Annotated in this window: 13 protein-coding genes; 7 read left to right on the forward strand and 6 right to left on the reverse strand. The window is 60.8% G+C overall.

From position 1 onward, the window contains the following. Positions 1-19: 19 nt before the first annotated feature. Together LOY43_RS16725 and LOY43_RS16730 are read right to left on the reverse strand one after the other, a co-directional pair. Complete coding sequence (locus tag LOY43_RS16725) at positions 20-373, reverse strand: DUF1428 domain-containing protein (protein WP_093440829.1); 354 nt, start codon at positions 371-373, stop codon at positions 20-22. Between the two features lie 2 nt (positions 374-375). Beyond that, the gene (locus LOY43_RS16730; protein WP_095047966.1) at positions 376-1458 is read right to left on the reverse strand and encodes a hypothetical protein; all 1083 of its coding nucleotides are present in this window, start codon (positions 1456-1458) and stop codon (positions 376-378) included. A 306-nt stretch (positions 1459-1764) separates the two neighbouring features. Here LOY43_RS16730 and LOY43_RS16735 point away from each other — a divergent pair, with 306 nt between their 5' ends. After that, on the forward strand, positions 1765-2040 hold the full coding sequence (locus tag LOY43_RS16735) for a hypothetical protein (protein ID WP_095047967.1): 276 nt from the start codon (positions 1765-1767) through the stop codon (positions 2038-2040). A gap of 71 nt (positions 2041-2111) precedes the next feature. On the opposite strand, the gene LOY43_RS16740 is transcribed toward LOY43_RS16735, so the two are convergent. Together LOY43_RS16740 and LOY43_RS16745 are read right to left on the reverse strand one after the other, a co-directional pair. After that, the gene (locus LOY43_RS16740) at positions 2112-3176 is read right to left on the reverse strand and encodes a hypothetical protein (protein WP_095047968.1); all 1065 of its coding nucleotides are present in this window, start codon (positions 3174-3176) and stop codon (positions 2112-2114) included. A 115-nt stretch (positions 3177-3291) separates the two neighbouring features. Beyond that, positions 3292-3495 carry a hypothetical protein gene (locus LOY43_RS16745; RefSeq protein ID WP_095124556.1) on the reverse strand — a complete coding sequence of 68 codons (204 nt, stop codon included), beginning with the start codon at positions 3493-3495 and terminating at the stop codon, positions 3292-3294. A 243-nt stretch (positions 3496-3738) separates the two neighbouring features. Between LOY43_RS16745 and LOY43_RS16750 the strand changes: the two genes are divergently transcribed. The 4 genes from LOY43_RS16750 (at position 3739) to paoC (ending at position 9555) form a co-directional block, all read left to right on the forward strand. Continuing rightward, the gene (locus LOY43_RS16750) at positions 3739-5493 is read left to right on the forward strand and encodes an L-lactate permease (protein ID WP_095047969.1); all 1755 of its coding nucleotides are present in this window, start codon (positions 3739-3741) and stop codon (positions 5491-5493) included. 290 nt (positions 5494-5783) lie between these two features. Continuing rightward, positions 5784-6407, forward strand: a complete 624-nt coding sequence (paoA, locus tag LOY43_RS16755) for an aldehyde dehydrogenase iron-sulfur subunit PaoA (RefSeq protein WP_093440843.1) — start codon at positions 5784-5786, stop codon at positions 6405-6407. Next, the gene (locus LOY43_RS16760; RefSeq protein ID WP_258708415.1) at positions 6404-7360 is read left to right on the forward strand and encodes a xanthine dehydrogenase family protein subunit M; all 957 of its coding nucleotides are present in this window, start codon (positions 6404-6406) and stop codon (positions 7358-7360) included. The genes paoA and LOY43_RS16760 overlap by 4 nt, the downstream gene beginning before the upstream one ends. After that, a complete protein-coding gene (paoC, locus tag LOY43_RS16765; protein ID WP_258708416.1) occupies positions 7357-9555 on the forward strand; it encodes an aldehyde oxidoreductase molybdenum-binding subunit PaoC in 2199 nt (732 codons plus the stop codon). Before LOY43_RS16760 ends, paoC begins: the two co-directional genes overlap by 4 nt. A gap of 445 nt (positions 9556-10000) precedes the next feature. Here paoC and LOY43_RS16770 read toward each other — a convergent pair whose 3' ends face one another. Further along, positions 10001-10477, reverse strand: coding sequence for a cupin domain-containing protein (locus LOY43_RS16770; RefSeq protein ID WP_258708417.1), 477 nt, complete (start codon positions 10475-10477; stop codon positions 10001-10003). 97 nt (positions 10478-10574) lie between these two features. On the opposite strand from LOY43_RS16770, the gene LOY43_RS16775 reads away from it, so the two are divergent. Further along, positions 10575-11468 carry a LysR family transcriptional regulator gene (locus LOY43_RS16775; RefSeq protein ID WP_258708418.1) on the forward strand — a complete coding sequence of 298 codons (894 nt, stop codon included), beginning with the start codon at positions 10575-10577 and terminating at the stop codon, positions 11466-11468. 19 nt (positions 11469-11487) lie between these two features. On the opposite strand, the gene LOY43_RS16780 is transcribed toward LOY43_RS16775, so the two are convergent. Further along, positions 11488-12435 carry an aldo/keto reductase gene (locus LOY43_RS16780; RefSeq protein WP_258708419.1) on the reverse strand — a complete coding sequence of 316 codons (948 nt, stop codon included), beginning with the start codon at positions 12433-12435 and terminating at the stop codon, positions 11488-11490. Positions 12436-12547: 112 nt separating this feature from the next. Between LOY43_RS16780 and LOY43_RS16785 the strand changes: the two genes are divergently transcribed. Further along, a complete protein-coding gene (locus LOY43_RS16785) occupies positions 12548-13318 on the forward strand; it encodes an alpha/beta hydrolase (protein WP_220556429.1) in 771 nt (256 codons plus the stop codon). Positions 13319-13371: the final 53 nt, after the last annotated feature.

Here is a 13371-nt window from a genome sequence, read left to right on the forward strand (position 1 = left end):
CAAAAGATTTACGCTGGTTTCAGGGTTCGAGGATATTTTTAAAGCCACCAAAAATCATCCGCTGGCCATCAAACCCCATCGGGTTGACGTCCGGTTGCATGCGCGGATCTTCCATCATTTTGCCCATGCCGGCGTCCCGAGTGGCCTTGTCGGGCCAGATCAGCCAGCCGGATGAAACCGTCTCGCCTTCCTTGAGTTTGACCGCCATCGGAAATGACGTGACCTTGCCCTCCGGCACGTCATCGCCCCAGCACTGCATCACATCCTGTGCACCGTATTCCTTGAACAGTTTCGCCGCGATTTCACAGTGCTTTTTGTACTGCTCACGATTGGCAGTCGGCACCGGCGCTACGAAAATATCGATGTAAGCCATGATCACTCTCCTTGCACGTTGGGTTCGATCTGCTGATTGGTCGATTGCGGCGGCTGCCATTCGACACGATTCCCCCCCAAGCCGACCGACGGTTCATCAACCCTATCCAGATTGCGCTCGACCTGCCCGGCCAGGTGCAACGTGCCGGCCATAACGCCAGTCGTCGGGCTCTGCACCAGTTTCAGCCAGGCTTTGTCGAAGGTGCTGCCCAGACTGGTGCGAATCAGCGCTTCGCTGTCGGGTCGGTCATTGGCCTGGATGATCGCGCGGATCCCCGCCACACCCACCGAGATCAGCCCTCCAGCCAGTTTCCCCGCCGCGGCCGCTACAGCACTGGCGGCCCCGCGCGGGGCCATTTCCGCTTCCATCCGCTGACTGGCGCGCTTGGCCACCGGGGCCATGCCAGCATCGGTCGAGGCAATGCCCTTGGCGCCGCCGTCAGTGTGGATCTTGTCGATCAACGCGGCATAGGCCGGCAAGGTGTTCAACGGTTCCGTGCTGATCACTTGAAACAACGAAGCATCGCGCGCTGGCGGCGGGCCCAGTGCAATGGCGGGGATTTTCTGCAAACGCCCGTTGAGCTGAGCGACAGGCACACCATGACGCTGGGCGATGAGCGGCATCTGTTGCGCCATCAACTGCGCATAGAACGCCGTCGCCTGCCCCAGAATCGCATCCGGATCGATCTCCACCGCAACCGGCGCCAGCACTCTTTCCTGATATTGCTCAAGCAGATACGCCGCCAGCCGCTTGGCTGACGCATCTTGCTCACCGCCGGCATTGATCGTGTACCAACTGACTTTCATCGACAGCCATTCCTGGGTCCAGTAGCTGCTGAACCACGGAATGAAATTTTCTTCAGTTTGCTGATAGACGCGAGTGCGCCAATGTTCCATCGAACCGCGGGCAAAGACTTTAACTTGCTCGGTGGACTGCTGCGAAGCGCTGACAATTTCCCGGTCGATCTGCTGCCAGGTGGCCGGCGAGACAAACACGGCTTGCGGCGCTGACACCGGCGCCCGCGCCGAAGTGGCGCAGCCGGCCAGCAACAACAGTGCGGCGACGAGCAGCGCACGCGAGTTCACGGTGGCGGTGTCCTTGAGATGAGTGGGATGCAGATTTGAGTATAGGTGTGTCAATTGAGCCTGATGTTGGATGTACCGGCCTCATCGCTGGCAAGCCAGCTCCCACAAGGATTTCCAGCAGCCGCAGATTTTGTGATCGCCTCAGAACCTGTGGGAGCTGGCTTGCCAGCGATAAGGCCATCAGCAACACCCCAAAAACTCTAACCATCACTGCCATCGATATTCACCATCGCCACGATTGCCTTCCGCCCACCGCCCATCAAAGGCACGATTGACCCATCCGAAACACAACGAGGAGTTCACAACATGATTCACACCCACGTCACACTCTCCGTGAGTTTCCCGGTGTTCGGCAGCAACTATTACGACCAGCACGCCGTGTCGCATAAGGCTCAAGCGCTGGTGTTCAACGAAGATTTCGAAGATCTGCTGATGCCCGCCGCCACGAATCATTTCAACAATGAAGTGGTCGGCATCAACGATCAGTTCCGTTTTCTGAGCGACATTCTCGCCACCCATTTGCTGGACATCGAGGCCTCTGTGCCTGCGCGATCCAGCGTCCGGGCGAGCGCTCATTTTTAATTGCAACAGGCACAAAAAAGCCCACTGGCCGTATCGGCGCAGCGGGCTTTTTCACATCATGATTGCGCCGTTCAGCGCTTCCAGCACTCGGCGTAACGCGAGCAGACGTTGTACTGCGCATCCATTTTGGCCATACGGTCGAGATGGCGTATGACGGTTTCGCCCATGACCTCCTTGGACGACTGGAAGTAGTACGTGATCATGCCGGTTTCCATGTCGGCCTGCACCGCATTGCCACGCTTGCCGGAAGTACCATCGACGGCAGACCATTCTTTCAAGCGCTTGTCGTCGATACTGCGCAGACGTTTGCGATACTCGTCGCTGGAACGGGTGATCGCCTCGCTGGGAATCGCGGAACCCTCAATGTTGAAGGCGTCTAGATTCTGACGGTACAGCGCCCAGTAATCGTCTGGCAGTTCAAAGCCCATTTTCGCCTTGCGCTCGCTGACCAGCGAATCGAGTTTTTCCGGCGTAAACGTCGTCGCGGCGCGCGTCTTCGCGTCGGACTTCAACACCACGAAGAGGCTGCCATTGACGATGCGGTCGATCATGACCGTCCGCTCCGGCGTATCCGGCAGCAGCACTGGCGGCTTGGGAAAGATCGGGTTGCGCCCGGCACAGGCCGCCAGCCCCTCGCGTTTCATCGGGAGCGGCGTGCGTACGTCCTTGCCATCGATGCGCTGCACGCGCTGCATCAGCGTCGAACACTGGCGGCCCTTGAGGTCGAAGGTCAGCTCATATTCTGTATCGCGCTGAGGTTTGAAGCTGAAACCCGACCCGCACACGGCATAACCGGTCTGGGTGTTGACCTTCAGGTACATTTCCTTGTCGGGCGGCAGCTTGATTTCCAGGTAGCTCTTGGCCTTTTCCGGGGGCGCCACGCTCATGCCCACCCGGCGCGCACTGTCGACGATGAACAGGTTGTTGAGCAAGCCGGTGGTCTGGCCATCGCAATGCTCTGCATCGTAATAATCCACCGACGCGTTATCGGTGCTGGCGACAAAGCGCAGCTTAGCGGCATCAGGTGCGACCGAATCCTGATAGGTTCCCAACTGGGTGCACCCCGACAGCAGCAGGCCCGACAGAACTGCACTGATAACAACGGGTATACGGCGCGACAGCAAAGCCACAGACATGATCATCCTTGGGGGAGAAGGGGAAAAAAAACGGCGATGCTACTGAATTGCCATCATTGCGTCCACTCCCCCGCGTCTGCGCGACTGTTCTACTAATGGGGCGCGCAGAACTCAGTCAATCATCATCCCGATCACGATAGTAACGACGCCCGTCGCGACGATCATCGCGGTCGTCCCAGCGCCGGTCGTGGTCGTAATTGCGGCCATGATCGCGGTCGTAATGCCGGCCATGGCGGTGGTCATCATCAAAATCCGCGACACAGCCGCCGAGCAATACGGCGGCGGTCACGGTCAGCAGTATTGTTGTTGCACGCTTCATTCAACACTTCCCTAAAACCAAGGTCTTGACGACGGAATCGGCGACGCTGCCCGCGCCTTCAGGACGCGGTGCGCGCAGCCGCAGATACGACCGGGCAAAACGCCTTTGATTCAGTGGCCACTATCGACCGTTTGTCGCCCAGCCCGCGCTGACCGAGCGGCGGCGAAACGCCACCTATACTCCTTGCAACCAAGCACCACGCAATGGATCTGCGCCCTCAATAACAACAAGCAGAGGTGGACCATGGTCTGGCAGCAAATTTACGACCCGTTCGGCAACCCGGTGATCTCCACGCTCATGGCCGCCGTACCGGTGGTGGTGATGCTTGCGGCGCTGGCGTTCTTCCACGTCAAGGCGCATCTCGCGGCGCTGCTGGCGCTGGCGTCCGCCCTGCTGATTTCGATTTTTGCCTTCGGCATGCCGGCGAGCATGGCCGGTTCTGCGGCGTTGTTCGGTGCGGCGAATGGCTTGCTGCCAATCGGCTGGATCGTCCTCAACATCATCTTTCTGCACCGTCTGACCACCGAGAACGGCTCGTTCAAAGTGCTGCAGGATTCCCTTGCGCGGATCACCGATGACCGCCGTTTGCAGTTGTTGCTGATCGCGTTCTGCTTCGGTGCGTTTTTCGAAGGTGCGGCGGGGTTCGGCACGCCGGTAGCGGTGACCGGGGCGATTCTGATCGGGCTGGGGTTTTCGCCGTTGGCCGCGTCAGGTCTGGCGCTGATCGCCAACACCGCGCCGGTGGCATTCGGCGCACTCGGTACGCCGATCATCACGCTGGCCAAAGTTACCGGGCTGGATGAAATGGAACTGTCGATGATGGTTGGTCGGCAGTTGCCGTTTTTCTCGGTGCTAGTGCCGTTCTGGCTGATCTGGGCCTTCGCCGGGTGGCGCAAGATGCTGGAGATCTGGCCGGCGATTCTGGTGGCCGGCGTCAGCTTCGCGATCCCGCAATTTCTGGTGTCGAACTACCACGGCCCAATGTTGGTGGACGTGATCGCCGCGCTGATTTCCATGGCCTGTCTGACGCTGTTTTTGAAGGTGTGGAAACCGGCGACCATTCACACCTCGGCAGCGCTGTCAGGGCGCGTCGACAACTCCAAAGTCGAGGAAGAAAAAATCACTGCCAGCGCCGCGTTCAGCGATCAGGCGCGCCCGGCGGTGATGCGCGCGTGGATGCCGTGGATCATCCTCACCGTATTCGTTTTTGCCTGGGGCACTCAAGGCTTCAAGAATATGTTCGACACCCGGCCCGCGATTGATCCGGTCACCCAGTCGGCCAAGCTTGATCCCGCTGGCAAACCGCTGCGCGAGGCCAACCCGATTTTCGCCCCGGCGGTGACGTTCACCAGCCTGCACCTGCAAATCGAAAAAGTCCCGCCCGTGGTTGCCGCGCCGAAAGCGGAAGAAGCGGTGTACAAATTCACTTGGCTGACCGCCACCGGCAGCGGGATTCTGCTGGCAGCAATTGTCGGCGGTTTGCTGATGGGCTATTCCATCCCGCAACTGATCAAGCAGTACCTGCGCACGTTGTGGGTGGTGCGGTTTTCGTTGATCACCATTGCGGCGATGCTGGCGCTGGGGTTTCTCACGCGCTACTCGGGACTCGACGCGACCATGGGTCTGGCGTTTGCGGCGACGGGGATTTTCTATCCGATGTTTGGCACGTTGCTCGGTTGGCTGGGTGTAGCGTTGACCGGTTCGGATACCGCGTCAAACGTGTTGTTTGGCGGCTTGCAGCGGGTGACGTCGGAACAGCTCGGGATCAGTCCGATCCTGATGGCGGCGGCGAACAGCTCCGGCGGGGTGATGGGCAAAATGGTCGATGCGCAATCGATCGTGGTCGCCTCCACCGCGACCCGTTGGTACGGGCATGAAGGCGAGATTCTGCGCTATGTGTTCTTCCACTCGATTGTGTTGGCAATTCTTGTCGGCGGGCTGGTGACGTTGCAGGCGTATGTGGCGCCATTTACCTCGATGGTGGTGGGCGGGCATTAGTCCGGCCGAACACATTTCAAATGTGGGAGCGAGCCTGCTCGCGAAAGCGGCCGGTCAGGCAATGAAGATTTTGGCTGGGCCGACCTCTTCGCGAGCAGGCTCGCTCCCACAGGGATGTATGTAAGGCAGAAGATTGATGAGCTGTGCGCATAACTCTATAGCGCAAATCCGACAAAACCTTTTCCTCTTTCCGGCAGTCACTCCTTAACGAGACCGGCGATGACGCTGGCTGCCTGCTTGGGCCATTCACGACCCTGCTGCCCTGATGAAGAGAGAAAAGGAATCGAACCATGACGATTTCCCGACGCGGATTTCTGATCCTCGGCGCCGTGACCGCCACTGCCTTCGCGATGCCGCCGTTTATCAGCCTCAAGGCCTATGCGGCCAACCTGGAGCAACCGGCCATGAGCAAAGTGACGATCAACGTCAACGGCAAGCCGCGTGCGCTTGACGTCGACACCCGCACGACCCTGCTCGATGCCTTGCGCGAGCACCTGCACCTGAGCGGCACCAAAAAAGGCTGCGACCACGGCCAGTGCGGCGCCTGCACGGTGATCGCCGATGGTCGACGCATCAACTCTTGCCTGACCCTGGCGGTAATGCACGAAGGCAGCGAGATCACCACCATCGAAGGCCTCGGCATGCCGGACAATCTGCACCCGATGCAGGCCGCATTCATCAAGCACGACGGCTATCAGTGCGGCTATTGCACACCGGGGCAGATTTGCTCGGCGGTGTCAGTGATCAAGGAAATCCGCGACGGTATCCCCAGCCACGTCAGTGAGAGCCTCACCGAGGCGCCGCAGTTGATCGCCAGAGAGTTTCAGGAGCGCATGAGCGGCAATATCTGCCGCTGCGGTGCCTACTCGAACATCATAGAAGCCATTACCGAAGTCGCGGAGGTACCGGCATGAGACCGTTCAATTACAGCCGCGCCGACTCCCCCGCCGCTGCCGCTGCGCAAGCCGCACAGGTCGAAGGCGCACGCTTCATCGCTGGCGGCACCAACCTGCTGGACTTGATGAAACTCGACATCGAAACCCCGCTGCACCTGATCGACGTCAACCACCTCGGCCTGGATCAGATCGAAGCCACGCCCGAGGGCGGCTTGCGCATCGGCGCGCTGGTGCGCAACACCGATCTGGCGGCCGATATGCGCGTGCGGAAAGACTACGCCCTGCTCTCGCGCGCCTTGCTCGCCGGGGCTTCCGGACAGTTGCGCAACATGGCGAGCACCGCCGGCAACCTGCTGCAACGCACGCGCTGCCCGTATTTCTACGACACCCATCAAGCCTGCAACAAACGCAATCCCGGCAGCGGTTGCGCGGCGATTGGCGGGGTCAGTCGGCAACTCGCCATCATCGGCGTCAGCGACGCGTGCATCGCCACGCACCCGAGTGACATGGCAATTGCCATGCGTGCCCTCGATGCGCAGATTGACACGGTGAAACCCGACGGCAGCACCCGCAGCATCGCCATGGCCGACTTTCACCAGTTGCCCGGTACCACGCCGAACATCGAAACCAGCCTGACGCCCGGCGAGTTCATCACCTCGGTGACACTGCCCGCGCCCGTCGGCGGCACCCACATTTATCACAAGGTGCGTGATCGTTCGTCCTACGCATTCGCGCTGGTCTCGGTCGGCCTGATCCTGCAAAAAGACGGCAGCGGCCGCGTTGCGGTCGGCGGTATCGCGCCGAAACCGTGGCGGGTTGAAGCGGCCGAAGCGCTGCTGCCAAAAGGCGCCAAAGCCGTCAGCGAACGCCTGCTCGACGGCGCCACGCCGACCCACGACAACCAGTTCAAACTGACCCTGGTCGAGCGCACGCTCGGCTCGGTGTTGGCGCAAGCGAGGGATGAAGCATGAAATTCGACACGCCCGCCACCACCAACCCAATCGACCAGTTGAAGGTCATCGGCCAACCCACCGAGCGCATCGAAGGGCCGTTGAAAACCTGCGGCCAGGCCACGTATGCCTACGAGCAGCATGAAGCGGCCGCCAATCAGGCCTACGGTGTCATGGTCGATGCGGCCATCGCCAAAGGGCGGATCAAAGCCATTCATCTGGACGCGGCGAAAGCCGCGCCGGGCGTGCTGGCGATTGTCACCGCCGCGAATGCCGGCAAGCTCGACAAGGGTCAATACAACGCCGCCCACCTGCTCGCCGGTCCCGAAGTGCAGCATTATCAGCAAGCCGTCGCGCTGGTCGTCGCTGAGACCTTCGAACAGGCCCGCGCCGCCGCGCAACGGGTCAAGGTCGATTACGAAGCCGTCGAAGGCAAATTCGATCTGGCCAGCGTGAAAGACTTGGGCGTCGAGCCGAAAGACGAGTTGCCCGACGTCAATCATGGTGACTTCGACAAGGCCTTTGCCGCCGCGCCGGTGCAGTTTGATCAGACTTACACCACCCCGGACCAGTCCCACGCGATGATGGAACCCCACGCGACATTGGCAGCGTGGAAAGGCGATCAACTGACGTTGTGGACCTCCAACCAGATGGTCGCGTGGAGTGTCGGCGACATTGCGAAAACCCTCGGCCTACCGAAGGAAAAAGTTCGTTTGGTCTCGCCGTATATCGGTGGCGGTTTCGGCGGCAAGCTGTTCATCCGCGCCGACGCGATTCTTGCCGCCCTCGGTGCGCGCATGGCTGGCCGACCGGTGAAGGTGGCCCTCGCCCGCCCGCAGATGGCCAACAACACCACGCACCGTCCGGCGACAATTCAGCGCATCCGCATGGGCGCCACGGCGGACGGCAAGCTCACCGCCATCGCTCACGAAGGCTGGTCGGGCAACCTTGCCGACGGCAAGGTCGAACTCGCCGCACAACCGAGCCAGTTGCTGTACGCCGCCGAAAACCGTCGCGTGAGCATGCGCCTCGCGCCGCTCGATTTGCCCGAAGGCAACGCCATGCGTGCGCCGGGTGAAGCACCGGGGTTGATGGTGCTGGAAATCGCCATGGACGAGATGGCCGAGCAACTGAAGATGGACCCGGTGCAATTCCGCATTCTCAACGATACGCAGGTCGATCCGGTGAAGACCGAACGGCCGTTTTCCCAGCGGCAATTGATCAAGTGCCTGCAGACCGGGGCCGAGAAATTTGGCTGGGATCAGCGCAAGGCTCAACCGGGCAGCCGTCGTGAAGGTCGCTGGCTGATCGGCATGGGCGTGGCTGCGGCGTTTCGCAACAACCTGCTGGTCAAGTCCGGCGCCCGCGTTCATTTGGAGCGTGACGGCAAGATTGTTGTGGAAACCGACATGACCGATATCGGCACCGGCAGCTATACGATCATCGCGCAGACTGCCGCCGAGATGATGGGCGTTGGCCTCGACGCGGTGGTGGTGCGGCTGGGTGACTCGAACTTCCCCGTGTCGGCCGGCTCCGGCGGCCAGTTCGGCGGTAACTGCTCGACCTCCGGGGTCTATGCCGCGTGCGTAAAACTGCGCGAAGCAGTGGCGAGCAAACTGGGGCTGGCGGCGGACCAGGCCAAATTCATCGACGGTCAGGTGCGCGTCGGCAGCAAGAGCGTGCCATTGCGCAACGCGGCTGAAGGCGGCGCGCTGGTCGGCGAGGACAGCATCGAGTTCGGTGATCTGGCCGAGAAGTATCAGCAGTCGACCTTCGGCGCACATTTCGTCGAGGTCGCCGTCGACGCGGCCACCGGTGAAGTACGCGTGCGACGCATGCTCGCGGTGTGCGCGGCGGGACGGATTCTCAACCCCACTTCGGCGCGCAGTCAGGTGATCGGTGCGATGACCATGGGCGTCGGTGCAGCGTTGATGGAAGAGTTGGCGGTGGACAAGAAACTTGGGTTTTTCGTCAACCATGATCTGGCCGGGTACGAGGTGCCGGTGCATGCCGATATTCCGCATCAGGAGGTGATTTTCCTCGATGAGACAGATCCGCTGTCTTCGCCGATGAAGGCCAAGGGTGTCGGTGAGTTGGGGATTTGCGGGGTCAGTGCGGCGGTGGCGAATGCTATTTACAATGCTACGGGGGCTAGGGTGCGGGAGTATCCAATCACCCTCGATAAAATCCTCTCTTCACTGCCGGAGATGATCTAAACGCCTGAAAAGAGCCCCTCACCCTAGCCCTCTCCCAGAGGGAGAGGGGACCGATCCGGGGATATTTGAGGGCTGCACCGACGTGAACGTCTTGCTGTGAATCCATAATCGACACGGCACTTTCAGGTCGGAGTGCTGTGAATCCGTAATCGACACGGCACTTTCAGGTCGGAGTGCTGTGAATCCGTAATCGACACGGCACTTTCAGGTCGAAGTGCTGTGAACCCGTAATCGACACGGCACTTTCAGGTCGAAGTGCTGTGAACCCGTAATCGACACGGCACTTTCAGGTCGAAGTGCTGTGAACCCATAATCGACTCGGTCTCTCAGGTCGATGTATGGCGCAAGACACCTCGGTCGGCCCCCTCTCCCTCCGGGAGAGGGCTGGGGTGAGGGAAATCAGGTGGCGCACCAGCATGGGGTGCTAGTGCGCTACCAACAGCTTTCAGTCAGCTCGCGGATATTGCTCATCACTCACCTGCTCCATCCAATCCGCGACTTTGCCATCGAGCACTTCAGCAATCGCGATATGAGTCATCGCCGTGCCAGGCGCCGCACCGTGCCAATGCTTGGCCCCCGGCGCAATCCACACGGTATCCCCTGGACGAATCTCACGAACCGGCTGCCCCCACTCCTGCACAAACCCGGAACCGGCCGTGACGATCAAGGTCTGTCCCAACGGATGTGTATGCCACGCGGTGCGCGCGCCCGGCTCAAACGTCACCGTCGCACCACTGACCCGCGCTGCTTCGGTGCCTTTGAACGGCGCATCGACCCGCACAGTGCCGGTGAACCAGTCCGTTGGGCCCTTGGCCGAAGGTTGCGAACCATTCGGTGTGACGTTCACTCGTGGTGTTTCATTGGCCTGCACCTCACCCGCTAACAGGGAAAGGGTCAATGCAGAAGCGGCAATCGGGTTCATGGCGGTTCCTCCGGATAAACAATGTCAGCACTCTACCGGCGCCAACTCTTCAGATAATCGACTAGAATTCGAAAAAACTTATGCAGGACACTCATCAATGCTTCGAGAAAACGCCACCGACCTGCTCGCCTTCCTCGCCGTGGCCCGCGAGCGCAGTTTCACCAAGGCCGCGGCCAAGCTCGGTGTCTCGCAGTCCGCGTTGAGCCATACCATCCGCGCACTCGAAGCCCGTTTGGGCCTGCGTCTGCTGACCCGTACCACCCGCAGCGTCTCGCCCACCGAGGCTGGCGAGCACCTGTTGCAAACCATCGGCCCGCGCTTCGAAGAGATCGAAGTGGAACTGGCGGCACTGAGCAATCTACGTGACACCCCGGCGGGCAAGATCCGCCTCAACGCCACCGATCATTCGCTGGACTGGCTGCTGCGCCCGGTGCTCAAATCCTTTCTGCCGCAGTACCCGGACATCAGCGTCGAGGTGAGCTGCGACTATGGTTTCGTCGACATCGCCGGCCAGGGTTTCGACGCCGGCGTGCGCCTGGGCGAAGACGTCGCGCAAGGCATGATCGCCACCCGCATCGGCCCCGACATGCGCATGGCGGTGGTCGGTTCACCGGCCTATTTTGCCAAACGCGCCAAGCCGCAAACGCCCCGCGACCTGACCGACCACGCCTGCAACAACCTGCGTCTGCCGACCAATGGCGGGTTGTACAGCTGGGAGTTCGAGAAGGATGGCGAAAGCCTGAAAGTGCGGGTCTCCGGGCAAATCACCTTGAACGGTGTCTACCCGTTGCTCGACGCTGCGCTGGACGGTTTCGGCCTGAGTTACATCCCGGAAAACATCGTTGCGCCGTATCTGGCCGACGGTCGTTTGCGGCAAGTGCTGGAGGATTGGTGCCCGACATTTTCCGGTTATCACCTGTATTACCCGAGCCGGCGTCAGGCTGCGCCGGCGTTTGCGTTGTTGCTGGAGGCGTTGCGCTATCGCGGCTGAGCGCCGTCTACGAGATCGATTATCCCGCTGCTAACGCAATCAACTGATGCCGCTGCGCATCGGTGAGCATCGGCCCGAACCCGGCCTTGGCGTTATCGGCCATATAGCGCGGATTGCCCGTGCCCGGGATCACGCAAGTCACCGCCGAATGCGAGAGCAGAAACTTCAACGCCAATTGTGGCCAACTGTTGACCTGCACATCCGACACCCAGCCCGGCAGCGATTTGCCTTTGAGCCGGGCCAGCAGTCCCCCGCCACCGAACGGCCGATTACAGATCACCGCGACGCCGCGTTCGCGGCACAAAGGCAAAATACGTTTCTCCACGCCTCGGTCATCGAGGGCGTAGTTGATTTGCAGAAAATCCAGTGGCTCGGCCTTCAGCACCGCTTCGACTTCTTCATAGGCCGAGGGTGTGTAATGGGTGATGCCGATGTAACGGATGCGCCCCTGGGCTTTCCATTCACGTAGGGTCGGCAGGTGGGTTTGCCAGTCAAGCAGGTTGTGGATCTGCATCAGGTCGATGCGTTCGGTGCGCAGCAGGCTGAACGACTGCTCCATCTGCGCGATGCCTTCCTTGCGCCCGCGCGTCCACACCTTGGTCGCCAGAAATGCTGGCGAACGCGGTTCGTGGATCGATAGCAGTTCACCGGCAGTCTGTTCGGCGCGGCCATACATCGGTGAACTGTCGATCAGCGTGCCGCCCTTTTTGAACAGCTCATCGAGCACCGCCGGCAATTGCCGATAGGCCGGGTCACCGGGCGCGACGTCAAAGCCGCGATAGGTGCCCAGGCCCACGATTGGCAGCGACTCGGCACTGGACGGGATGGCACGGGTCTGCATGGTTTGGCCTCCGGTGGTCGCGGACGTGGTGGTTGTGGCCAGCGCCCGATCAAAGGTGAAGACCGCCGAAACCCCGGCAGCCAGCGTGAGCAATCGGCGACGGGAGTAACCCTCAGTGTGGCTCATGCTGGTTCCCCTGTTGCGCTGATCTGTTGCATGTTGTGTGTGCGAGCGGCCCGGTTGCAGGGCTGAACTACACTGCGACAGCGATCCTTCACACACCGTTAAAAGTAGCCGAATGTCCCGAACCTTGATGTCACTCGTCGCATTGATCGTTGCCGTGTACCTGGTGCTGTGCGCGGCGCTGTTTTTTTTTCAGCGCTCGCTGATCTATTTTCCGCAGCCCAATGCCGTCAGCGGCAGCGACTCACAACTGATTCTGTCGATGCCGGACGCGCGGGTTTCAGTGATCACCCGCGAGCGCGTCGGGCCACGGGCGCTGATCTATTTCGGCGGCAATGCCGAGGACGTGTCGCGCAATCTGCCGGAGTTTGCCGAGGCGTTTCCCGATTACGCGGTGTATCTGCTCAACTACCGCGGTTTCGGTGGCAGCGGCGGTTCACCGTCGGAAGCGGCGATTGCCGAGGATGCCTTGGCACTTTTTGATCAGGTGTACGCCAGCCACCCGCAGGTTTCGCTCATTGGCCGCAGCCTGGGATCGGGCGTCGCGGTGCGTCTGGCCAGTCAGCGGCCGCTGCAACATTTGATTCTGGTGACGCCTTACAACAGCCTTGAAGAAATCGCGGCGCGGCAATACCCGTGGGTGCCGGTGAAGTGGTTGCTCAAGGAGCGATTTGAGTCCGGCAAGTACGCCGCGCATATCCGCGTGCCGACGTTGCTGCTGGCAGCCAGTGACGACGAGGTGATCCCTCGCGCCAGCACCCAGCGTTTGCTGGAAAGTTTCCCGCAAGGCGTGGCGCTGCTCAGAGTGGTACCGGAGTCAGGGCATAACTCGATTTCCGACCGTGCGCAGTATTTGCAGTGGATGGGGGATCTGTTGAATCGCTAATGAGGATTCACCCGTGCTTTTTGTGTTGGCTGGGCGAACGCTATCGCTGGCAA

It is taken from the genome of Pseudomonas sp. B21-041 (assembly GCF_024748675.1).
In the GTDB taxonomy this organism is placed as follows: domain Bacteria; phylum Pseudomonadota; class Gammaproteobacteria; order Pseudomonadales; family Pseudomonadaceae; genus Aquipseudomonas; species Aquipseudomonas neuropathica.